General features: G+C 63.3%; 21 protein-coding genes. 11 read left to right on the top strand and 10 right to left on the bottom strand.

The genetic code is table 11. The annotated features are described in order from the left end of the window. The first annotated feature begins 50 nt into the window (after window positions 1-50). Together BM186_RS19865 and BM186_RS19860 are read left to right on the top strand one after the other, a co-directional pair. A complete protein-coding gene (locus tag BM186_RS19865; RefSeq protein ID WP_074917769.1) occupies window positions 51-848 on the top strand; it encodes an SAM-dependent methyltransferase in 798 nt (265 codons plus the stop codon). 3 nt (window positions 849-851) lie between these two features. Next, the gene (locus tag BM186_RS19860; protein ID WP_074917767.1) at window positions 852-2201 is read left to right on the top strand and encodes an APC family permease; all 1350 of its coding nucleotides are present in this window, start codon (window positions 852-854) and stop codon (window positions 2199-2201) included. Between the two features lie 6 nt (window positions 2202-2207). On the opposite strand, the gene BM186_RS19855 is transcribed toward BM186_RS19860, so the two are convergent. Beyond that, on the bottom strand, window positions 2208-2627 hold the full coding sequence (locus BM186_RS19855) for an Lrp/AsnC family transcriptional regulator (RefSeq protein WP_072426145.1): 420 nt from the start codon (window positions 2625-2627) through the stop codon (window positions 2208-2210). Between the two features lie 122 nt (window positions 2628-2749). Here BM186_RS19855 and yjeH point away from each other — a divergent pair, with 122 nt between their 5' ends. Together yjeH and BM186_RS19845 are read left to right on the top strand one after the other, a co-directional pair. After that, the gene (gene yjeH / locus BM186_RS19850) at window positions 2750-4003 is read left to right on the top strand and encodes an L-methionine/branched-chain amino acid transporter (RefSeq protein ID WP_074917764.1); all 1254 of its coding nucleotides are present in this window, start codon (window positions 2750-2752) and stop codon (window positions 4001-4003) included. Between the two features lie 111 nt (window positions 4004-4114). Beyond that, window positions 4115-5485, top strand: a complete 1371-nt coding sequence (locus tag BM186_RS19845; RefSeq protein WP_074917763.1) for a TAXI family TRAP transporter solute-binding subunit — start codon at window positions 4115-4117, stop codon at window positions 5483-5485. Between the two features lie 82 nt (window positions 5486-5567). Here the strand turns inward: BM186_RS19845 and BM186_RS19840 are convergent, their stop codons facing one another. Beyond that, a complete protein-coding gene (locus tag BM186_RS19840) occupies window positions 5568-7178 on the bottom strand; it encodes a M28 family metallopeptidase (RefSeq protein WP_074917760.1) in 1611 nt (536 codons plus the stop codon). Between the two features lie 335 nt (window positions 7179-7513). Between BM186_RS19840 and yejK the strand changes: the two genes are divergently transcribed. The 3 genes from yejK to BM186_RS19825 are packed head-to-tail and all read left to right on the top strand — an operon-like array spanning window position 7514 to window position 9688. Further along, on the top strand, window positions 7514-8521 hold the full coding sequence (yejK, locus tag BM186_RS19835; protein WP_074917758.1) for a nucleoid-associated protein YejK: 1008 nt from the start codon (window positions 7514-7516) through the stop codon (window positions 8519-8521). 1 nt (window position 8522) lies between these two features. Next, complete coding sequence (locus tag BM186_RS19830; RefSeq protein ID WP_074917755.1) at window positions 8523-9371, top strand: polyphosphate kinase 2 family protein; 849 nt, start codon at window positions 8523-8525, stop codon at window positions 9369-9371. Continuing rightward, window positions 9368-9688 (top strand): glutaredoxin family protein, encoded by a 321-nt coding sequence (locus BM186_RS19825; protein WP_074917752.1) that lies wholly within the window; start codon window positions 9368-9370, stop codon window positions 9686-9688. Before BM186_RS19830 ends, BM186_RS19825 begins: the two co-directional genes overlap by 4 nt. Window positions 9689-9706: 18 nt before the next feature. On the opposite strand, the gene BM186_RS19820 is transcribed toward BM186_RS19825, so the two are convergent. From BM186_RS19820 to BM186_RS19805, 4 genes are all read right to left on the bottom strand, one after another. Continuing rightward, the gene (locus tag BM186_RS19820) at window positions 9707-10642 is read right to left on the bottom strand and encodes a glutathione S-transferase family protein (RefSeq protein WP_074917748.1); all 936 of its coding nucleotides are present in this window, start codon (window positions 10640-10642) and stop codon (window positions 9707-9709) included. 63 nt (window positions 10643-10705) lie between these two features. Further along, the gene (locus BM186_RS19815) at window positions 10706-10987 is read right to left on the bottom strand and encodes a GIY-YIG nuclease family protein (RefSeq protein ID WP_074917745.1); all 282 of its coding nucleotides are present in this window, start codon (window positions 10985-10987) and stop codon (window positions 10706-10708) included. Then, window positions 10984-11703: a phosphatidylcholine synthase gene (pcsA, locus tag BM186_RS19810; RefSeq protein WP_074917743.1), complete on the bottom strand. Its 720-nt coding sequence runs from the start codon at window positions 11701-11703 to the stop codon at window positions 10984-10986. The genes BM186_RS19815 and pcsA overlap by 4 nt, the downstream gene beginning before the upstream one ends. Window positions 11704-11802: 99 nt before the next feature. Continuing rightward, window positions 11803-12273 carry a nuclear transport factor 2 family protein gene (locus tag BM186_RS19805; RefSeq protein ID WP_074917739.1) on the bottom strand — a complete coding sequence of 157 codons (471 nt, stop codon included), beginning with the start codon at window positions 12271-12273 and terminating at the stop codon, window positions 11803-11805. Between the two features lie 161 nt (window positions 12274-12434). Between BM186_RS19805 and BM186_RS19800 the strand changes: the two genes are divergently transcribed. After that, window positions 12435-13376 (top strand): GlxA family transcriptional regulator, encoded by a 942-nt coding sequence (locus tag BM186_RS19800; RefSeq protein WP_074917736.1) that lies wholly within the window; start codon window positions 12435-12437, stop codon window positions 13374-13376. Between the two features lie 203 nt (window positions 13377-13579). On the opposite strand, the gene BM186_RS19795 is transcribed toward BM186_RS19800, so the two are convergent. The 4 genes from BM186_RS19795 to BM186_RS19780 all read right to left on the bottom strand — a co-directional run bounded on the left by BM186_RS19795 (window position 13580) and on the right by BM186_RS19780 (window position 17768). Then, complete coding sequence (locus tag BM186_RS19795; protein WP_017675242.1) at window positions 13580-14341, bottom strand: amino acid ABC transporter ATP-binding protein; 762 nt, start codon at window positions 14339-14341, stop codon at window positions 13580-13582. Window positions 14342-14350: 9 nt separating this feature from the next. After that, window positions 14351-15448, bottom strand: coding sequence for an amino acid ABC transporter permease (locus tag BM186_RS19790; RefSeq protein ID WP_017675243.1), 1098 nt, complete (start codon window positions 15446-15448; stop codon window positions 14351-14353). Between the two features lie 9 nt (window positions 15449-15457). Further along, window positions 15458-16642, bottom strand: a complete 1185-nt coding sequence (locus tag BM186_RS19785; RefSeq protein WP_167363352.1) for an amino acid ABC transporter permease — start codon at window positions 16640-16642, stop codon at window positions 15458-15460. A gap of 97 nt (window positions 16643-16739) precedes the next feature. Then, on the bottom strand, window positions 16740-17768 hold the full coding sequence (locus tag BM186_RS19780) for an amino acid ABC transporter substrate-binding protein (RefSeq protein ID WP_017675245.1): 1029 nt from the start codon (window positions 17766-17768) through the stop codon (window positions 16740-16742). A 477-nt stretch (window positions 17769-18245) separates the two neighbouring features. On the opposite strand from BM186_RS19780, the gene BM186_RS19775 reads away from it, so the two are divergent. The 3 genes from BM186_RS19775 (at window position 18246) to BM186_RS19765 (ending at window position 21960) form a co-directional block, all read left to right on the top strand. Next, window positions 18246-18905: an alpha/beta hydrolase gene (locus tag BM186_RS19775; protein WP_074917731.1), complete on the top strand. Its 660-nt coding sequence runs from the start codon at window positions 18246-18248 to the stop codon at window positions 18903-18905. 23 nt (window positions 18906-18928) lie between these two features. Then, window positions 18929-20830: an acyl-CoA synthetase gene (locus BM186_RS19770; RefSeq protein WP_074917728.1), complete on the top strand. Its 1902-nt coding sequence runs from the start codon at window positions 18929-18931 to the stop codon at window positions 20828-20830. Between the two features lie 191 nt (window positions 20831-21021). Then, complete coding sequence (locus BM186_RS19765) at window positions 21022-21960, top strand: GGDEF domain-containing protein (RefSeq protein ID WP_072426110.1); 939 nt, start codon at window positions 21022-21024, stop codon at window positions 21958-21960. Window positions 21961-22008: the final 48 nt, after the last annotated feature.

The following is a 22008-nucleotide window of genomic DNA, read 5'->3' as shown; positions in this document are numbered from 1 at the left end:
CCCCGCTCACCAGTCGGAAAAAAATCGCCACCCGTGAGGAGATTTTCCCGATGAGCGCTCTATCCGTTCGTAGCTTCGCCTCCTTGACCCTCCCCGTCGGCTTGTTGGCCAGCCTGGTGATTGGCCCCGCGCAGGCACAACCGCCCAGGCTCGACGTCCCCTACGTGCCCACGCCGGAGCCTGTGGTGGCGCATATGCTCCAGTTGGCCGAAATCGGCCCGGACGACTATCTCATCGACCTGGGCTCGGGCGATGGCCGCATCGCCATCTCAGCCGTGCAGGATCACGGTGCCAGAGCGGCCTACGGCATTGATCTGGACCCTGAGCGCATCAGCGAGGCGCAGCAGAACGCCGAACGCGAGGGTGTGGCGGACAAGGTCACGTTCGAGCAGGGCGACCTGTTCCAGAAGGATATTTCCGAGGCCGACGTGCTGACCATGTACCTGCTCTCCACGGTCAACATGCGCCTGCGTCCGGTGATTCTCGACATCCTCAAGCCAGGTACTCGGGTGGTGTCGCACGCCTTCAACCTCGGTGACTGGGAGCCTGACCAGAGCGACGTGATCAACGGCAGCTCGGTGTTCCTGTGGATCGTGCCAGCCAAGGTCGCGGGGCAGTGGACTCTCGAACTCGATGGCCGAAATCATCAGGTCGAACTCGACCAGCGCTTCCAGAAGGTAGTTGGCAAGGTCGACGGCCAACCCGACATGCTCAGCGGCCAACTCAAAGGCAACGAACTGCGCTTCACCTTCGACGACAGGCTGTATGTCGGCCAACTCAATGGTGACCGTATCGAAGCGGTGCCGACCGATGGTGCACAGCAGGGTTGGGTCGCGCGCAGGAGCTAAGCCATGACCTCGCTAGGGTCCTCGCCGCGCGCCGGGCTGTCGGTGGTCGATGCCGTTGCCATGCTGGTCGGCGTGGTGATCGGTGTCGGCATTTTCGGCCTGCCGCCGCTGGTGGCGCAGCATGCCAACAGCGCCGAGCTGTATCTGGCCCTGTGGCTGGTCGGCGGTCTGGTGATGCTGATCGGCGCGCTGTGTTACGGCGAGCTGGGCGCGGCACATCCGGACCAGGGCGGCGAATACCATTATCTGAGCCTGGCCTGGGGGCCGCAGGTCGGCCTGCTGTTCGCCTGGGCGCGCGGCATGGTGATCCAGACCGGCGCCATCGCCGTGGTCGCATTCATCTATGGTGACTACGCCCAGCGCTTGCTACCACTCGGAGACTATGGCAGCGCCTGGCACGCCGCCCTGGTGGTGGTGGCGCTGACCCTGCTCAATGTGCTCGGCACGCGCGAATCGCGACGCGCCCAGCTGTTCTTCACCAGCGTGACGGTGCTGGCGCTGCTGCTGGTGGTGCTGGCCGGCCTGGTGCTGGCAGAACCGCAGCCGAACACCGCCAGTGCCGTACCTGCCAGCGGCAACCTGGCGGCGATGCTGGGCATGGGCATGGTGTTCGTGCTGCTCACTTATGGCGGCTGGAACGAGGCAGCCTACCTGTCCGGTGAGTTGCGCAACCCGGCGCGCAACATGAGTCGCGTGCTGCTGATTGGCACAGCGCTGGTGACGGCCATCTACCTGCTGGCGAACCTGGTCTTTCTCAATATCTTCGGCCTCGACGGCCTGCGCCAGAGCGATGCCGTGGCGGCGGACCTGATGAACATCGTCGCCGGGCCAAGGGCCGAGGCCATGCTGGCAGTCTTTGTCTGCCTGACCGCACTAAGTACCTTGAACGCCACGCTGTTCACCGGTGCGCGGGTCTACTACGCGCTGGGTCGCGACGTGCCGCAACTGGCATTCATCGGTCGCTGGAACGAACGCGGCGCCACCCCGGTACGCGCCTTGCTGCTGCAGTGCGCACTTACCCTGCCGCTGATCCTGTTCGGCGCCCTGAGTGCGAACGGCGTGCAAACCATGGTGGCCTACACCGCACCGGTATTCTGGCTGTTCATGTTTCTCGTCGCGCTGGCGCTGATTCGCCTGCGCCACAGGCACCCCTGGGTGCGGCGGCCATTCAGCGTGCCGCTGTATCCGCTGACGCCGATCCTGTTCGCCCTCACCTGCCTGGGCCTGTTGTATTCCAGCACGCTGTATGCCGGCAGCGGCGCGTTGCTGGGTCTGCTGGTGCTCGGTGCCGGCCTGCCGTTGCTGGCCCTGCAGCGCCCGCAAGCCGTCGAGCAGGGCGAACACGCCGAGTGAGCAGCGCTACATCGCCCAGTCCTTGACCACCACATGGGTCTTGACCTTCTGCATGCCGGGAAACGCCTCGATGGCACCGCGCACCTCGCTCAGGCGCGTCATGCTCGGGGCTTCGATGAACACCAGCATGTCGGTTTCGCCACTGATGCCGCTGCAGTGACGCACCTCGGGCAGGGCGCGCATGCGCTCCACGTAGTCCTCGCAGCGGCGGCCCTGATAGAAGAGTTCGAGAAAGGCCTTCACGCCCGCCTCGCCCGGCTCGGCCACCTGCGCGTGATAACCGCGAATCACCCCGCTGCTTTCCAGATAGCGAATCCGCTCGCTGACCGCCGAACGTGACAGGTTGACCTCACGGGCGATCTGGCTGACGGAGGTGCGCGCATCGCTGCGCAGCAGAGCGAGGATCTGGCGATCGAACTTGTCCACGGGGCTTCTCGGGCGGCAATCGGATTGACGGTGAAAACCGCCATTTCGTCGGCAAAAGGCGACAGCCTGCAACTGGCCGGCGCCCTACCATGGCGGTATCTGGAAAATGATGAGCATACCCCATGAGTCGATTGAACAAGGAATTGGGCCTGCTGCAGGGCATTGCCCTGCTCAGCACCTCGCTGCTCGGCACCGGCATCTTCGTGGTGCCGGCGCTGGCAGCCACGGCAGCCGGTGAGGCGTCGCTGTGGGCATGGATGATCCTGATTGCCCTGGTGCTGCCGGTGGCGTTCACCTTCGCCCAGTTGGGCAAGCGCTTCCCTCATGCCGGCGGCGCGCCGCACCTGATCGGCCGTGCCTTCGGCCTGCGCATGGAGGGGGTCAGCGCCCTGCTGTTCCTTGCCGTGCTGCCGGTCGGTCTGCCCGCTGCTCTGCATATCGCCAGCGGCTTCTGGCTGGCCCTGTTCGATCTCGATCGATCCGGCCTGCTGCTCATCGAACTGGCCACGCTGGGCGCCATTCTCCTGCTTGGCCAACGTCCGCCGAAAGCATCGGGCATGCTGCAGGGGCTGATCGCCGTGGCCATCGTCGCCAGCGTGGCGCTGATCTGGTGGGTCGGCGACCTGCCGCGCGTCAGCCAGCCGTTGCTGCCGGCGATGGGCGGCCAGTGGCACTTGCTGCCGACAGCGCTGGGGGTGATGTTCTGGTGCTTCGTCGGCATCGAGGCCTTCACCCATCTGGGCGAGGAGTTCAAACACCCCGAACGCGACTTCCCGCTGGCACTGCTGCTCGGCGTGTTGCTGGCCGGCCTGGTGTACTGGGCCTGCTCGGTGGCGGTGCTGAGCTTCGCCACTTATGGCGACGTGCACAGCGACACCACCGCCCTGCCGCGTCTGTTCGAGCAACTGCTGGGCGAGCGCGCCCGTGCCCTGGTAGCGGTGCTCGGTTACCTGGCCTGCTTCGCCTCGATGAACGTGTACATCCAGGGCTTCGCCCGGCTGATCTGGAGCCTGGCCGATGAGGGCCGTCTACCAGCCAGGCTGGCCGTGCGCAACCGCCAGGGCGTACCCGGCAGAGCCTTGCTGCTGGTGGTGATCAGCTGCGCGCTGTGCGCCATGCTCTCGGCCACCTTGAACCTGTCGGTGGACGATCTGATTCGCTACGCCAACGGCAACTTCGTGTTGATCTACCTGCTGAGCATGGCCGCCGGCTGGGTGCTGCTCAGTGGCATCTGGCGCCTGCTGGCCGGGCTCAGTGGGCTGCTCTGTGCCGCGCTACTGGCGATGCTTGGCAGCGATGCGCTGTATGCCTTAGGGCTGCTCGCCGCCCTGCTGCTGTTCAGTCATCTGCGTGCAAGGCACAAGGCGCTGGCGTAATCGATCCACCGCAAACCTGATGGCGGACGAACGAGTGTCATCCACCATCTAGGGTGACCGTGAGGCGCATGGGGTTCTATCCTTACCCTGAACTCGCTGAAAGGAAGCCCCATGCGCCGCGTACTCAATGACCTGAAAATCATGATCCTGGCCAACCTGTGGATAGTCCCGGTGGTGGCTGGTCTGGTCTGGGCACTGTTCCAGTTCGTCGCGCCGCCACCACCGATGAGCGCCAGCATGGCCACCGGCGCCCAAGGCGGCGCCTACCAGCAGTTTGCCGAACGCCTGAAGGAAGAGCTGGCCAAGGAAGGTTTCGAACTGAATCTGGTGCCGACCTCAGGCTCGCGCGACAACCTGCAACGCCTGCTGGCCAACGATCCGCAAGTGGAGATCGCCCTGGTGCAGAGCGGCCTGGAGCGCCAGCTGACAGCCGAGGAGCAGCGTCAGTTGGAAAGCCTGGGGGCGATTTATCAGGAGCCCCTGTGGCTGTTCTTTCGACGTGACGTGGAGCTGGATCGCATTGCCGACCTGCTGCCACTGCGTCTCGGTCTGGGCGGCGAAGGCAGCGGCACCCGGGCCGCCAGTGACGCCATCCTTGGCGCCAATGCCATCGAGCCGGAACAATATCCCGAAAGCTGGCAGAGCATCGGAGGTGGCAAGGCCGCCCGAGCGTTGATGGCCGGCGAACTGGATGCAGCGTTCTTCGTCGGCCCGGCAGAAAACTCACTGGTGCAGCAACTGGCGGCCAACCCGGACATTGCACTGGCGCACTTTCGTCGTGCAGCTGCCTACGAGGCGCGCCTGCCATTCCTCAATCAGGTGAAGGTCGGCGAAGGCCTGCTGGATCTGGCGAGCAATGCGCCGGACCGCGACATCATCACCCTCTCTCCGGTCGCCACGCTGGTGGTCAACGACGACTTCAACCCTGGCCTGGTGCCGCTGTTTCTCGAGGCCAGCCGTGAAGTGATGCGGGGCGGTACCCTACTCGATGCCGCAGGCACCTTTCCCAGCGCCGAGCCGCGCACCTTCGAGCTGCACAAGGATGCCGGGCATTACTACGACAAGGGCCTGCCGATCCTGCAGCGCTACCTGCCATTTCGCATCGCCTCGCTGGCCGACCGCTACATCATCCTGCTGATCCCCCTGATCGTGGTAATGATCCCGCTGTTCAAGGCTGTCGGCCCCATCTACCAGTGGCGCATTCGCGCGCGCATCTACCGCTGGTACAAGTACCTGCGCGAGATAGACCGCAAGCTGCACGCAGGTTCCTTGCCCGACGAACTGGACAGCGAGATCGAACGCCTGGAGCAGATGGAAGACGAGCTGGCGGCCGTGGAGGTACCACTGTCGTACTCCAACGAGTTGTACGAACTGCACATGCATGTGCGCTACGTGATCGAACGACTGCGCGTATTGCAGCGGCGCCGCGGCGATGGCCCGGAACAGGCATCCTCGGTAGTGCCAAGCCAGGACCGCAGCTAGCCAGGGCAAGCGCCCACGAAAAAGCCCGCGATACGATACACTCGCGGGCTTTTCTTTCGCAGGGTGCGCACAGCAAACGAGGCTATTTGACCCAGTGCTTGCCCCAGTGGGTGATGTCGTAGGCCTGGGCACTGCGCATCATCGTGCGCGAATCCCTGGACGCAGCGATCTCGTCATCGACGATCTTGGTCGACAGCGCCAACCAACTGGCGACGAAGGCCATGGCATCACCATTGACCTCCAGCGCGCGCAGATCGACGTTGCTCAGATCATCGCAGGCTTCGTGATAGCACGGATCGAAAGCTTCGCCCGCCGTGCCACCATAACGGCTGGCCTGCTCGTCGGACTTGACCACCTCTGCCCCGGTGAACAAGCCGCCGAAGGCGATGCCATCGAGGAAGAACTGCGCGTAGTCGGAACGGAAGCTGATCTCGTCGCCTTCGAACGGCAGACCGCGCAGGCGGTAATACTCGCCGAACAGGCGCTCGATCGCGGCCGAGCCGGGCGGACCCTGCAGGCCGAAGTCCGAGCCGTCGCCGTCGTAGATGAAGTAGGCGAAGTTCGGCGAGGCGATCATGTCGAAATTCAGATACGCCTTGATCTTCGCCTTCTCCTCGTCAGGCAGTTGGTTGACGTAGTAGGTCGAGCCCACCAGCCCCGACTCCTCGGCCCCCCACCAGGCGAAACGCAGCTTGTTCTTCGGCTTGGCCTTGGCCATCTGCACGGCCAGCTCCAGCAGCGCGGCGCTGCCCGAACCGTTGTCGTTGATGCCGGCGCCCTCGAACACCGAATCCAGGTGCGCGCCGAGCATCACCACGTTGCCCGCGTTGCCGCGCTTGCTCTCGGCCACCAGGTTGTAGGTCTGGGTCCGCTCGCGCACCACGTCGGTGACCATGCGCACCTGCTGCTCGGCCGTCTGCGCCAGGCTCACGCCCACGTCATAGGTGGTGAACAGCACCGGAATACCGCCGGCATAGGCATCACCCAGGGTAGCGTTGAGCAGGCCCTTGCGGTCCTCGCTGTCGCCCTGATTGAAAATCACCACACCCACGGCGCCAGCGGCGGCGGCGTTTTCGGCCTTGATCTGGAAGTTGCAGGTCCCACGCTGCAGCAGGGCAATGGCGCCAGCCGGGAAAGCGGCGAAATCCTCGGCCTCGCAGCCGCTGCTGGACTGGTTGCCCTCGCCCAGGGCAATGTCCACCGCCGCCACGGGTGCACTGACGTCGCCGGCATCGGTCTGCGACAGGTAGGTGAAGTCCACCTCCCACTCGAACTGCGCCGGGGTCGGCGCCAGGCTCTGCAGCACGCCGGGCCCCTGCGGGTAGAACGCGCTGAATGGGAAGGCCTGGCGGGTGACGTTGTAGCCTGCGCTTTCCAGGGTGCTCTGCACGTAATCGAGCGAGCGCTGGTAACCGGACAGGCCGGCGGCACGGTTGCCGCCATTGGCCAGAGCGATGTCATTGAACATCTGCAGGTGGGTCATGCTGTTGGCGGCCTGCATGCAGCGCGGCAGCAACAACGGCGTTGCACTCAGCACAGCAGAACGGCACTCCGCCGGCCCGAGCCGGGTGGGGCTCCAGAACTGATCGAACAGCTCGGTGACATCGAGCCCCTTGGCCGCAGTAGCCTGCCCTGAAATGGCCGCCAGCACGGCGGCGCCCAGTAGACGGCGTTTATTGGTCTTGTTGCGCATGTAATCCTCCAATCCATATTTGGAGATCGAGAAGAGCGGCAGCGCTTGTGGCGCCACCGCGGTGCGTCCCTTTACTGCGTCGTTTGGACGAGAAAGACGCTAGCCTGAGTAGTGCAATAGCGCGAATCGAAAACCGTATTTTTTGCAGAAAATAGAGATCTATCACTGCAGATGCCAGCAATTAGCCAGCAAAGATCTACCCAACCGCAGCGCCCCCGGCATCACGTGCCGATGTCAGGTAGACTTTGCCCATGCCGCTGCGCCAACGACGCGAGCACTCACTCGCCCGGCAACACAGCCAACTCCATCGCGAAACCGCCAAAGACCGAAGCCCCATGCCGATTCGCCACTGCATCGTCCACCTGATCGACAAGAAACCCGACGGCAGCCCCGCCGCACTCCACGCCCGCGACAGCGAACTGGCCGCATCCGCAGCCATGGAAAATCTGCTGGCCGACCTCAACGAGAGCTACAACGCCAAACAAGGCAAAGCCTGGGGCCTGTTCCACGAAGAATCCGGCGCCTACCCGTTCAGCGGCTGGCTCAAGGCGTACCTCGATGGCGAGCAGGACTTCACCGCCTTCAGCCGCCAGGCCGTCGAGCATCTGCAGAAGCTGATGGAAGAATCCAACCTCTCCACCGGCGGCCACGTGCTCTTGGCCCATTATCAGCAAGGCATGACCGACTACCTGGCCATCGCCCTGCTGCACCACAGCGAAGGCGTAGCGGTGACCGACGCGCTGGATGTGACCCCGGCCAAGCACCTCGATCTGAGCCAGCTGCACCTGGCCGCGCGCATCAACATCAGCGAGTGGCAGAACAACAAGCAGTCCAAGCAGTACATCTCCTTCATCAAGGGCAAGAACGGCAAGAAGGTCTCGGATTACTTCCGTGACTTCATCGGCTGCCAGGAAGGCGTCGACGGCCCGGGCGAGACCCGCACCCTGCTCAAGGCCTTCAGCGATTTCGTAGAGAGCGAAGACCTGCCGGAAGAACAGGCGCGCGAGAAGACCAAGACCCTAGTCGGTTATGCCAGCGGCCAGGCCAAGCTGGGCGAACCGATCACCCTGGAAGAACTGTCCGGGCTGATCGACGAAGAGCGCCCCAAGGCCTTCTATGAACATATCCGCAACAAGGACTACGGCATGGCCCCGGAATTTCCGGCGGACAAGCGCACCCTCAGCCAGTTCCAGCGTTTCACCGGGCGTGCCGAGGGCCTGTCGATCAGTTTCGAGGCCCATCTGCTGGGCTCGAAGATCGAGTATGACGAGGGCCGCGACATGCTGATCATTCGTCAGTTGCCGACCCAGCTGAAGGATCAGCTAAAGCGCCGTCAGGATTGAGATGAGCGCGCGCCTGGCCGATGAGCTGCTTGACGCCTGCCTGTGCCGGCCAGAGGCACCGCTGGCGGGCGATCCGGCACGCGACTTCGGCCTGAAAAAGGCCGATTGCAAGGCGCGCCTGGAGCAACTCAAACCCTGGCTACAGGAACAACAGATGCGCCTGTGGGCCAATCGTCGCCAGGCCCTGCTGCTGGTGCTGCAAGGCCCGGATTGCAGCGGCAAGGACGGCGTGATCCGCCGCGTTCTGAGCGCCTGCAACCCGCAGGGCCTTGCGGTGCACAGCTTCCAGGCGCCCACGGCGCAGGAACGCAGCCAGCACTTTCTCCAACGCTATCGCCAACGTTTGCCAGCGCCTGGGATGATCGGCGTGTTCAACCGCAGCCAGTACGAGGCGCTGATCTGTGACCCGCTGGACGGTCTGTGCGGTGAGGATGAGCTGCCGGCGCGTCTGGCCGAGGTGCTGGCCTTTGAACGGCAAGTGGCGCAAAGCGGCACCCTGGTACTCAAGTGCTACCTGCAGATCGACAAGGCCGAGCAGTACCAACGCCTGGTCGAACGCATCGAAAAGCCATCCAAACGCTGGAAACTCAAGGCCAGCGATCTGCAATCGCACCGCCAGTTCGACGAGCGCCAGCGGCGCTGGGCCGAGCTGCTGCGCGCCAGCCACAGCAGCGCCGAATCGCCCTGGTACGTGATACCCGCGCACAAGCGCTGGCTGCGCGATCTGCTGGTCGCCAGCCTGCTGGCCCGCGAGCTGGAAAAGCTCGCCCTGCAGTGGCCGGATCGGCCGGCACCCTTTACTCTGCAACAATTGCAAGCAGCCACCACGCACAAGGACGCGCCGCAATGAAGAAGATCCTGCTGATCCTCACCGCCCTGGCCCTGTGGCAGAACTGGGACAGGATCGACCGCTGGCTCAATCCGCCGCAGGCCGGTAACGCCAGCGGCGAGATCGTGCTCTACGCCACCACCTGGTGCGGCTACTGCGCCAAGACCCGCGAGCTGTTCGCCGAAGATGGCGTCGCCTACCGCGAAGTGGATATCGAAAAGGACAGCGCCGGCCGCGCCCAGTACCAGGCGCTCGGCGGCCGCGGCGTGCCGGTGATCGACCTGCGCGGGCAGGTCATTCACGGTTACGACGTGCGCGCCATCCGCGCCGCCTACTGACAGACGGCGCGAGACGCCTCAGCGCGCCTCGATACGGAACCCCAGGCGCGGGAAGTGCACGTGCACGACGCCGGCACGCTCATCCTCACGACGCAGAATCAGCTCGTCGCGCCCGGCATGCAGCAACTCGCCCTGCACCGGGTCGACACCATAGTCCACCGCGGCGATGCTCACCGCCTGGCCAGCTTTGAAACCATTGGGGTCGACGAAATCCTCGTTTGGCAGCGCTACCGGAGTCGCTTCACGCGCCACCGCGATCGCCTGTTCGCTGCTCATCTCGCTCAACGAGCCATGGCCGAAGCCGAGCACACGGCCAAGCCAGGCAGCAACCTCCGGGTAATCGTCGATCAGCGGTGAGGTGACCGGCGTACCGCGCAGGAACCACAGGCAATGGGCCACGGAAAAATCGGCGAGCGACGGTTCACCGAAGAGGAAATCGCCCTGCTCGCGCTGCAACTGGCGCTGCAATGCGCCCATTAGCGCCGGCCATTGATGCTTGGCCTGCTCCAACGGCAGGCGGCTCGCCGTACCACCGGAAAACAGCGCGCCACGGTCGGCGGCGAAGGCCTTGGCGAACTCCGGCGGCACCTTGGCGAAGCGCAACGCCATCGACTCGGGTTGGAACACCAGCGCCACGGCATGCTGGAACAAGACCGAGTCGGCCCATTGCGCCAGCAGGCTGACATTGAACTCCTGACCTTCGGGCAGCAGCGCCGGGGTTGCCTTCTCGGCTTCCAGGCGGCGAGCGATCAGCGCGGTATCGCAATAGATGTCGGCGCCAACCTGCAGCACCGGGGTCTTGCGGTAGCCACCGGTCAGCGCGGTGAGATCGGGCTTGGGCATCAGTGGCGGAATCATCACCGAACGCCAGGACAGTTGCTTGAAGCCCAGCATCAGGCGGGCCTTCTCGGCGAACGGCGAGGTCGGGTAGTGATGAAGGATCAACTCATGCATGGCGCGCTCCGCGTCGGCTCAAAAGTCCTCAGCTTACCCGCGCGACACCTGCACGCAACCGCCTCAGGCTGATGAACCGCCATCAACGGCCAGAATGAGCGCTTCTTTGGCGCTTTTGCTCAGGCGCTTGATCGCCCGTTCACGGCGCAACGCATCACCTTTGCAGGCACAGGCTTCGACGTAGGCCAGCGCCAGCGCCGGGCTGGTATGGAAGAACCGGGCACCCTTGCCGCTCTGGTGCTGGACGAAACGCCGCTGCGGGTCATCGCTGATGCCGCAATACAGCGCGCCATTGGCGGCGCGCACCAGATAGACGAACCAGGCCTTTTCGACTGCTACATTCATCCGCGCGCGGGAAACCACTCACGTGCCGAGCGCCACAGGCACATGCCGACGAAGTAGGCCGAAGCCAACCACCAGAGCGCCAGCAGCCAGAACTGATTGACCGGGTACTGCAGGATCAGCAGCGCGCTGGAGAGCATCCAGACGAAGGTCACCAGGATGTTCAGCGGCATGAACTGACGCACGCGGAACGGGTGCAGGAACTTCATCTTGGTCAGGGTCAGGCCGGCCAGCAGGACGATAATGGCCAAGGTGATCCAGGGGTGCACGTCGAGGATGTAGAAATACAACACGACCACGTTCCACGCCGCCGGGAAGCCGACGAAGTAGTTGTCCTTGCTCTTCATGTTCAGGTTGCAGAAGCAGAACAGCGAAGACAGCAGAATCAGGCCCACGGCGAACAGCGGCGTGTAATCCGGCAGGGGGATGAAGCGGTAAAGAAAGATGGCGGGGATGAATACGTAGGTCAGGTAATCGATCACCAGGTCGAGAGTCGAGCCGTCGAAATGCGGCAGCACACCCTTGACGTCATAGCGGCGCGCCAGCGAGCCGTCCAGACCGTCGACCAGCAGCGCCAGGCCGAGCCATAACAGGCATTGCTTGGGTTGACCGTCGAGTACGGCCAGCAATGCCAACAGGGCGAGGATCACACCGCTGGCGGTAACAGCATGGACCCCCCAGGCTTTGGCCTGTTTTACGGCAACGATCAATTCGGTCACGGCAGGTCTCGATTGGCAGTGGAGGTGCGGCACCCGGTGTGCGCACTCTTTATTGAAGGCTAAGACCGGCTAGCCTACCACTGCGTTCCTTCGCCCGCCTCAGCGCGTGCCACGAAACTGGGCCAGCCCGCGTGCCGCCTGTCGACGAATGGCAGCCTGAACCGGTGGTGCCCACCCCAGCAGAAACCCTTTGCCACCTAGCGCCTGACGTGCCCATCGCCATAGATCGAAGTGATCGCGATGCTCGACGATGAGCCCGTCGCGAAACATGAAGCGCGCCTGAATATGGTTGACCACCTGACGACCGGTGGCGCTGAAACGGTAGCTGGCGACCCAGCGCGCGCTGCCAGCATGATCGTCGGCGTGCACCGAGTCGAAGGTCAGCGAGAAGTCTTCGGCGCGGCTGCACAGCATGCGCCACATATCGCCCGCCTCCGCGCCCTGCAGGTCGACGAAGACCGGGTCGGAGAAACGCACGTCCTCGGCGTAACAGCCGGCCATGGTCTCGGCATCGAGCTTCTGGAAAGCACGGTAGAAACGCTGGATCAACTCGGCGTTGGCGTGGCTCATGGTTCGCTCCTGTGATTTGTTGGCGATGACAGCGGTGCGCTTGGCACACCCTACGGCTCGATGGTGAATGCAGCCTAGTCTGGGCCCAGGCGGATGATGTGGCGATTGGCTATAAGGACAACTTTGTGTCAATAATCGCCAACCCAATTCAAGTCACTGTCATGCTGCGCATCGCCTTGTACGTCTGCCCGCAAACCATCTGCTCCAGCCTGAGCATGGCGCAGGATGCCTTCAGCCTGGCCAATCGCCTGGCCGGCGCGCCCCGTTTTCACTTGCAGCGCTTCAGCCTTGACGGCCAGCCAGTGCAGTTGGAGTTCGCACAGATTCTGGTCGATGGCGGCCTTGAGCTGGCCGAACAGGCCGACCTGCTGATCGTTCCCGCCACCGGCAGCGCCGTCACCCGTACGCTGGAGAGCAACGCCAAGCTGCTGCCCTGGCTGGCCCAACGTGATCAACAACAGGTGGCGAGTCTGTGCAGCAGCGCCTTCCTGCTGGCGGCTGCCGGCCTGCTCGATGGGCGCCAGGCGACCACCCACTGGGCATTGGCCGATTCGTTTTCTCGCCTATTCCCCCGAGTGAACCTGCGCAGTGACCTGCTGCTGACCGAGGATGGCCCCTTGTTCTGCTCCGGTGGTGCTCAGGCCGGGCTCGACCTGTGCCTGCACCTGATTGCCTTGCATGCCGGCGAATGGCTGGCGCAACAGGTGGCCAGTGCGATGGTGATCGAGCGTCAGCGCGGTACGCAGACGCGTTTCGCCCCGCTGCTGCCCAGCAGCGAGGACAAGTCCCTCGCCCCACTGCTGGCCTGGCTACGCGAACATCACGCCGAGACAATCGACCTCAATCGTTTGGCACAACAAGCCCATTGCTCGGCGCGCACCCTGCTACGCCGTTTCAAACAGGCCACCGGGCTGACCCCAGGCGATTACCTGCAGCGCCTGCGTATCAGTCTGGCGCAGCAGGCACTGGCCGATTCGGCGCAGTCGCTGGAGCAGGTCGCCAGTCAGGTCGGGTTCGCCGACCGCGCCACCTTCGCCAAGCGCTTCAAGCAGTTGTGCGGGGAAACGCCGGGCGCCTTCCGCAAGCGCATGCGGCGCCACTAGGCACCCAAGGTGTCCGATGGCTGATGCCAATCAAAGCGGCTTTTCGTAGGAGCCCCGCCCCGGGGCGAAGCTTTCGAATGCACGCCGCCCCGGTTCGCGGCGGGGCCCGCTCCTACAGATTGGTGGCACAGCCGCCAGAGGGAGCGGCACCGGCAACGAAAAAGGGAGCCCGAAGGCTCCCTGATCCATGGCGCAGTGCCGGCTCAGTGCAGGATCTGACTGAGGAACAGCTTGGTGCGCTCGTTCTGCGGGTTGGTGAAGAAGGCGTTCGGCTCGGCCTCCTCGACGATCTCGCCCTTGTCCATGAAGATCACGCGGTTGGCCACGGTACGGGCAAAACCCATCTCGTGGGTCACACAGAGCATGGTCATGCCGTCTTCGGCCAGACCGATCATGGTGTCGAGCACCTCTTTCACCATCTCCGGGTCGAGGGCCGAGGTCGGCTCATCGAACAGCATGATCTTCGGCTTCATGCACAGCGCGCGGGCAATCGCCACACGCTGCTGCTGACCGCCGGAGAGCTGGCCCGGAAACTTGTTGGCCTGCTCGGGGATACGCACGCGCTCGAGAAAGTGCATGGCAATTTCCTCGGCCTGACGCTTGGGCATCTTGCGTACCCACATCGGCGCCAGGGTGCAGTTCTGCAGCACGGTCAGGTGCGGGAACAGGTTGAAGTGCTGGAACACCATACCCACTTCACGGCGAATCGCTTCGATGTGCTTGAGGTCGCTGGTCAATTCGGTGCCATCGACCACGATGCGCCCCTGCTGGTGTTCTTCCAGGCGATTGATGCAACGAATGGTGGTGGACTTGCCCGAACCGGACGGCCCACAGAGCACGATACGCTCGCCCTGCTGCACGCTCAGGTTGATGTCCTTGAGCACATGGAACTGGCCGTACCACTTGTTCACACCCTGCAGCAGGATCATCGGCTCGGCGCTGGGTTGTTTGATTGCTTCACTCATGACTCACTCCTAACGCTTGTGGCCGGTATCCAGCTTCCGCTCGAGATGCAGCGAATAGCGGGACATGCCGAAACAGAAAATCCAGAAGACCAACGCGGCGAACACATAACCTTCGGTAGCCATACCCAGCCATGCCGGGTCGGTGGTCGCCTGCTTGATGCTGTTGAGCAGATCGAACAGGCCGATGATGATCACCAGACTGGTGTCCTTGAACAGGGCGATGAAGACGTTGACGATGCCCGGAATCACCAGCTTCAGCGCCTGCGGCAGGATCACCAGGCCCATCATCCGCCAGTAGCCCAGGCCCATGGCCGCGGCCGCCTCGTACTGCCCTTTGGGAATGGCCTGCAGACCACCGCGCACCACTTCGGCGATGTAGGCGGACTGGAACAGGATCACCCCGATCAGCGCCCGCATCAGCTTGTCGAAATGCATGCCCTCGGGCAGGAACAACGGCAGCATCACCGAGGACATGAACAGCACGGTGATCAGCGGTACACCGCGCCAGAATTCGATGAAGGTGACGCAGATGACCTTGATCGCCGGCAGGTTGGAACGTCGCCCCAGTGCCAGCAGGATACCCAGCGGCAAGGCACCGGTGATGCCGACGGAGGCGATCACCAGGGTCAGCATCAGGCCGCCCCACTGGCTGGTGGATACCACGCTCAGGCCGAATACGCCGCCGTGCAGCAGGCACCAGGCGATCACCGGATAGATCACCAGGAAGCCCAGGCCGTAGAACGCCTTGCGCGGCATCTGCGGCACGAACAGCGGCGCCGCGCCGACGATTGCCAGCCACAGCGTGGCGTCCACGCGCCAGCGCAGTTCGCTGGGGTAGAAGCCATACATGAACTGACCGAAACGCTGTTGGATGAACACCCAGCACGCACCTTCCTTGGTGCAATCGGCGCGGGTGCTGCCCACCCAGTTGGCATCGATGATCGCCCACTGCAGCAGCGGAGGTACCACCAGCCAGATCAGATAAAGCGCGAAGAGGGTCAACAGGCTGTTGAACCAGTTGGAAAACAGGTTGGCCTTGAGCCAGCCCACTGCACCGACGCTCAGGCGTGGCGGCGGCAGGTCCGGTTTGAATGTATGAGTCTGCATGGCTGCTCCTTACCGCTCAGTCAGCGCGATGCGCTTGTTGTACCAGTTCATCAGCAGGGAGATGCTGATGCTGATGGCCAGATACACGCTCATGGTGATGGCGATCACCTCGATGGCCTGGCCGGTCTGGTTGAGCACGGTACCGGCGAACAGCGAAACCATGTCCGGGTAGCCGATACCGGCGGCCAAGGAAGAGTTCTTCGCCAGGTTGAGGTACTGACTGGTCAGTGGCGGAATGATCACGCGCAATGCCTGCGGGATGATCACCAGACGCAGGGTGATGCCCGGACGCAACCCAAGCGAGCGCGCCGCTTCGGTCTGACCATGGCTGACCGCCATGATCCCGGAGCGGACGTTCTCGGCGATGAAAGCCGCGGTGTAGATGGTCAGCGCCAGGGTCAGCGCCATCAGCTCGGGGATCATCACCCAGCCGCCACGGAAGTTGAAACCGGTCAACTCCGGCACGCTCCACACCAGCGGGTTACCACCGATCAGCACGGTGAGGCCAGGGATGACGACGATCAGCGCCAGCGAGGTCCACAACAGCGGGAAGATCTGGCCAGTGGCCTCGCGGCGCTTCTTGGCCCAGCGTCCCAAGGCGATGATGCCGACGATGGTCGCCAGCACTACCACCGCGAACAGGCCGAAACTCTCCGAAGGGCCAGGCGCCGGCATGTACAGACCGCGACTGTTGAGGAAGAAGATTTCACCCACATCCAGGCTCTGCCGAGGACCAGGCAGGGCAAGAAATACCGCGAAATACCAGAAGAGGATCTGCAGCAACGGCGGAATGTTGCGGAAAATCTCGATGTAAACGGTGGCCAACTTGCTGATCAGCCAGTTGGGCGATAGCCGCGCCACACCCAACAGAAAGCCAAGGATGGAGGCCAGCACGATACCGATAAAAGACACCAGCAGGGTATTGAGCAAGCCGACCAGGAACACACGGGCGTAGCTGTCGCTTTCCGTGTAGTCGATCAGATGCTGGGCAATACCGAAACCGGCGCTGTTATTGAGAAAAGCGAAGCCGGAAATGATCCCGCGCTTCTCCAGGTTAGCCTGGGTGTTCTGGAAGAGAAACCAGCCGAGCGCCACAACGGCGATAACGGCAATGATCTGGAAAGCCCAAGCACGCACCTGCGGATCGTTCAGAAGCGATCCTCGCGGGCGCGGGGCATTAGCAGTCGTGTGCATGACAACCCTCACGGAAGCCCCGGCCGCACGCAAGCCGGCCGGAGTTCACTTAATCGGAAACGACAGCGGCAGGCCATAGGCCTGCCGCTGTGGACGGTCAACGCACCGGCGGTGCGTACTGCAGACCACCCTTGTTCCAAAGGGCGTTGAGACCACGCTCGATCTTCAGCTCGCTGCCGGCACCGACGTTACGGTCGAAGGACTCACCGTAGTTACCGACTTGCTTGACGATCTGTACTGCCCAGTCTTTCGGCAGCTTGAGGTCTTTGCCGAACTCACCTTCAGTACCCAGCAGACGTGCTACGTCCGGGTTCTTGGTGTCTTTGGCAGTGGCTTCGACGTTGGCCGAGGTCACACCCAGCTCTTCGGCGTTGACCATGGCGAACAGGGTCCAGCGCACGATGTCGAACCACTCCTCGTCACCCTGGCGCACGACCGGGCCCAGAGGCTCCTTGGAGATGACTTCCGGCAGCACGACATAATCGTCCGGATTGGCCAGCTTGATGCGCTGTGCGTACAGCTGCGACTGGTCGGAGGTCAACACGTCGCAACGGCCGGCTTCGACCGACTTGGCGCTCTCGTCAGAGGTATCGTAGGTAATGGGGGTGTACTTCATGCCGTTGGCACGGAAGTAGTCGGAGAGGTTCAGCTCGGTGGTGGTACCGGCCTGGATGCAGACGGTAGCCCCGTCCAGCTCCTTGGCGCTGGAAACGCCCAGCTTCTTGTTCACCAAAAAGCCCTGGCCGTCGTAGTAGTTGGTGCCAGTGAAGTTCAGACCCAGTGCGGCGTCGCGCGAGCTGGTCCAGGTGGTGTTACGCGACAGGATGTCGACTTCGCCGGATTGCAGCGCAGTGAAGCGCTCCTTGGCGGTCAGCGGGCTGTACTTGACCTTGGTCGCGTCGCCGAAAACCGCGGCTGCAACAGCGCGGCAGACGTCAACGTCGAGACCCAGGTAGTTGCCTTTTTCATCGGCGTAGGAGAAGCCAGGCAGACCGTCGCTGATACCGCACTGCACGAAGCCTTTCTTCTGCACTGCATCCAGGGTGGCGCCTGCCTGAGCAAAGCCACTGACACCGAGCACAGCTGCGGTGGTCAGCACAGCCAGGGTGGATTTCACCATCTTCATCAAAAACCTCCAGTTGCTCTTGTTGTGTTGGAGTCTCCGTCCGCCTTCCCCACCCTTTTGAGGCACGCGATCCGCTGGCAGCAACGGTATCGACGAGAAGTTCGAACGTCAGGCGGGAGTCTAGTCGGCTTTACCCTCTGCTGGCCAACTGCTCCCACCCTGCCCATTGGTTGAACGGGCCAGAGACGGATCGTCATCCGTCTGAGCGATCGATCGCCCCGACGGTCTATTAGGAACCCCACACAGCAGATTCCTGCCTGTTGAGCGGTGCGCAGTGGCACAGTGTTACCGTTACCGCACCGCGTCGTCAGTTCAAATGAGCCATAGCAAGCCCCGTACCAGCGCATGGCAAATTGCCGGATATACGGGGGTCAAGGGCAAAACTTTCACCCGTGCGACAACTTATTCACAGATTAGCCAAGCCTTGAACAGGGCGCCGCCCCAAATTAAGGCGCCCGCACCACACTGGAGCTACCAATGACCGCACCCATGATTTTGCAGCCCCCACAATCCGCCGATGCCAGCGTGATCTGGCTGCACGGGCTGGGGGCTGACCGCTACGATTTCCTGCCGGTCGCCGAGATGCTGCAGGAACGTCTGCCCAGCACGCGCTTCATCCTGCCGCAGGCGCCAACCCGCCCGGTGACCATCAACGGCGGCTGGAGCATGCCGAGCTGGTACGACATCCTCGCGATGAGTCCGGCCCGCGCCATCGACCAGCCCCAACTGGAAGAGTCCGCCGACCAGGTGATCGCCCTGATCGAAGCCGAGCGCGACAGCGCCATCGCCCCTGAACGCATTGTCCTGGCGGGCTTCTCCCAGGGTGGCGCGGTGGTGCTGCACACTGCCTTTCTGCGCTATTCACAGCCCCTCGGCGGGGTGCTGGCACTCTCGACCTACGCACCGACTTTCAGCGACGACATGCCGCTGGCGGATACAAAAAGACAACTGCCGGTGCTTTGTTTGCATGGCAGATTCGACGACGTGGTGACACCCGACATGGGGCGTGCCGCGTATGACCGCCTGCACGCCTGTGGGGTGCCGGTGCAATGGCGCGACTATCCGATGGCGCACGAGGTACTGCCGGAAGAGATTCGCGATATCGCCGAATGGTTGAGCCAGCTGCTGGCCGACTGACCGAACCGAGAGATGCACGATAAATGAGCACAGCGCCCCTCATTCGCACCCTGCAGGATATCGAACAGATCGAGAGCACCCCACTGAGTGATCGCGACCTACCCAGCAGCACCTTCGAGCTGATTCGCCGTACGGCGCAGGCCAGCCCCGAGGCAGCGGCGCTGTCGTTCATTCTCCAGGGCACGGGAGAGGAAACCCCGCTGCGCCTGAATTATGCCGAGCTGCTCGGCAAGATCACCCAGACCGCCAACGCCTTCCACCGCCTGGGCCTGCGTCCCGGCAAGGCGGTGTCCTTCCTGCTGCCCAACCTGCCGCAGACCCACTACACCATCTGGGGTGGCGAGGCAGCCGGCATCGTCAATGCGATCAACCCACTGCTCGATCCCGAGCACATCGCCGAGCTGATCCACGCATCCAACTCCGAGCTGCTGGTGACCCTGGCGCCCTTCCCCGGTACCGAGCTGTGGGACAAGGTCGATACCCTGCGCGATCAGTTGCCGGAGCTGAAAGCGATTCTCTGCGTGGACATGGCCAACCTGCTGCCCGAACCGCAACGCAGCGCGCTCAAGGCCCAGCGCGGCCCGCTACCGGAGGGCGTGCTGGATTTCGATGAAACCATCGCCGCCTGCCCCGACGATCACCTGGAAAGCGGCCGCGTGATCACCGCCGACGATATCGCCAGCTACTTCCACACCGGCGGCACCACCGGTACGCCCAAGCTGGCGCCGCACAGCCATGGCAACGAAGTGGCGATGGCCTACAGCATGAACCTGGTGACCCGCTTCGGCGCAGGCGACGTGACGCTCTGCGGCCTGCCGCTGTTCCACGTCAACGGCGTGATCGTCACCGGGCTGACGGCCTTCATCGGCGGCGCGGAAGTGCTGCTGGCCACGCCGCAGGGCTATCGCAACACCACCCTGATCAGCAACTTCTGGAAGGTGATCGCGCGCCACAAGGTCAGCTTCTTCAGCGGTGTTCCGACCATCTATGCCGGCCTGCTGCAGATTCCCAGCGAGGGTCATGACCTGTCCTCGCTGAAATACGCCCTGTGCGGCGCCGCGCCCATGCCGGTGGAACTGATTCGCCAGTTCGAGGCCAAGACCGGGCTGACCCTGCTCGAAGGCTATGGCCTGACCGAGGGCACCTGCGGCAGCTGCGCCAACCCGCCTGCGGGCGAGCGCCGCCCTGGCTCGATCGGCCTGCCCATGCCCTACTGCGAAGTGCGTATCAAGGTACTCGACGAGCAAGGGCAGTACCTGCGCGAAGCCGCGCCCAACGAAATCGGCAACCTGTGCATCCGCGGTGCCACGGTATTCAAGGGCTACCTGCAGGCGAGCAAGAACGCCGGCATCTGGGTCGATGGCGACTGGTTCAACACCGGCGACCTCGGTCGCGTCGATGCTGACGGCTATATCTGGCTGACCGGGCGCAGCAAGGATCTGATCATCCGCGGTGGTCATAACATCGACCCGCAGATGATCGAGGAAGCCCTGCATAAACACCCCGCCGTGGCCATGGCCGCAGCAGTCGGCAAGCCAGACGAGAAGGCCGGCGAACTGCCGGTGGTCTACGTGCAGCTCAAGCCGGGCGCGCAGACCAGCGAAGCCGAGCTGCTGGAACATGCCGCCGCGCATATTCCCGAGCGCGCCGCGGTGCCCAAGGACGCCTGGATCATCGATGCCATTCCGCTTACAGCGGTGGGCAAGACCTTCAAACCAGCACTGCGTTTCGATGCCATCGCCCGGGTTTACCAGGCGGCTGTCGATGAGCTGCATCCGGCTGTTCGGGTCGAAGTGCTGAGCGATGACAAGGCCGGTCAACTGGCCCATATCCACCTGCCGAACCAGGATCAGGCATTGGCTGTCAGCATTGCCGAGCGTCTGTCCGGCTACGCGGTGGGCCATCGCATCCACTTCGCTGCGTGATCCAGAGCGCGCCAGGACGCGCGCCAGTTAACAACTTCGCACTTTCGTGCAACCACTGGTCGGCCGAGCTTCAGGCAAGCATTGCCACGCCTGAAGCTCGGGAATAATGTCGAACGCTATTCGTAGACACGACAGGGAGCGTTGGTGGTGCCCTCAGGCCTATTCTCCCGGCCAGGCCCGACGAGATCACGATGAAACCGGCGCACTGGCAGGCAGACCTGCAGCAAGTTCAACAGTTGCGACTATTTCATAATGTCGCCACCAGCAGCCTGGACCAGTTGCTGCGAGAATTTCGCGCCTGCGAGCTGGAAGCCGGCGAAGTGCTGCTCTCCCCCTTCAATCGCAACCAGCACCTCTATCTGCTGATCGAAGGCCAGTTGCGCGTCTACCTCGGGTCACTGGACAACCAGGCCGTCAGCACCCTCGAAGTCGGCGACTGCGCAGGTGAAATCAGCTTCATCGACAACGAACATCCCTCCGCCTACGTCGTGGCCGAGCGCCCCTCCATCGTCCTGCGCCTGCACCGAGAGTCACTGGTGGCGTTGTTCCAGCAATCCCCACAGATGATGCAGAACCTGCTGGAGCTGCTCTGCGATCGCGTGCGCCAAGGCAACCGGCAGATTCTCGACAGTGAACAGAATGCCAACGTCGACACCCTCACCGGCTGCTTCAACCGGCGCTGGCTGGAACACGTGTTCGAGCGCGAGAGCACCCGCTGTGCCTTCAACGACGAACCCATGTCACTGCTGATGCTCGATGTCGACCACTTCAAGGCCTACAACGACCAGCACGGCCACCTGGCCGGTGATTACGCCCTGTGCCTGGTGGCGCATACCCTGAGCAGCCAGTTAAGGCCGAAGGACAGCCTGATACGTTTCGGTGGCGAGGAGTTCGTCATTCTCCTGCCGGAAATCGCCGACGAGGCTGCACGCGGCATCGGTGAGCGCCTGCGCATCAGCCTGGAGCAGATCGCGTCCTTCTATTCGCCGGTTGGCGTGCTGCCCGGCGTCACCATCTCCATCGGCCTGGCGCAGATGCAGCACAAGGACAGCCTGCAAAGCCTTATCGCGCGCGCCGATGCGGCGCTATACCAGGCCAAGCAGCAGGGTCGTAACTGCCTCTGCGGTTAAGCCTTGCTCGGCTTGGTGCGCACGGCGCAGCCTACCGCAGGGTAAGCC

The organism is Ectopseudomonas toyotomiensis (assembly GCF_900115695.1).
GTDB classification, from domain to species: domain Bacteria; phylum Pseudomonadota; class Gammaproteobacteria; order Pseudomonadales; family Pseudomonadaceae; genus Aquipseudomonas; species Aquipseudomonas toyotomiensis.
The sequence above is the reverse complement of the archived record's forward strand: the minus strand, read 5'-3'. Positions and strand labels throughout refer to the sequence as shown.